The organism is Blastococcus sp. KM273129 (assembly GCF_021698995.1).
Taxonomy (GTDB): domain Bacteria; phylum Actinomycetota; class Actinomycetes; order Mycobacteriales; family Geodermatophilaceae; genus Blastococcus.
The window spans coordinates 1-358 of record NZ_SSXB01000208.1; the positions used below are offsets into that span (position 1 = coordinate 1).

Annotated in this window: 1 protein-coding gene; it reads left to right on the forward strand. The window is 76.3% G+C overall.

Going from position 1 to position 358, the window contains the following annotated elements; genetic code table 11:
* The coding region (locus E9565_RS22055) for an ASCH domain-containing protein (protein WP_236836744.1) at positions 1-358 on the forward strand (358 nt) is incomplete at both ends.

The window sequence follows — 358 nt, forward strand, 5'->3', positions numbered from 1 at the left end:
TGCTCGCCGGGACCAAGCGGGCGACGGCGGCGCTGGTCGTCGACTTCCTCGACGACGGCCAGCCGCTCCCGCGCATCGGCGGGCACTGGGTGGCGTGCGACGGCAGCGGTGCGCCCCGCTGCGTCCTCCGGACGACGGAGCTGCGGCTCGGCCCCCTGCGCAGCGTGGACGAGGCCTTCGCCTGGGACGAGGGTGAGGACGACCGGACGCGGGAGAGCTGGCTGCGCGAGCACGAGCGCTACTTCCGGCGCACCCTGCCCGCACGCCACCCAGTGCCCGCCGATGCGCGGGAGCGGCTGGCCGTCGTCGAGGAAGTCGACGACCAGCGCCGCCGTCGCCCGCTTGGTCCCGGCGAGCA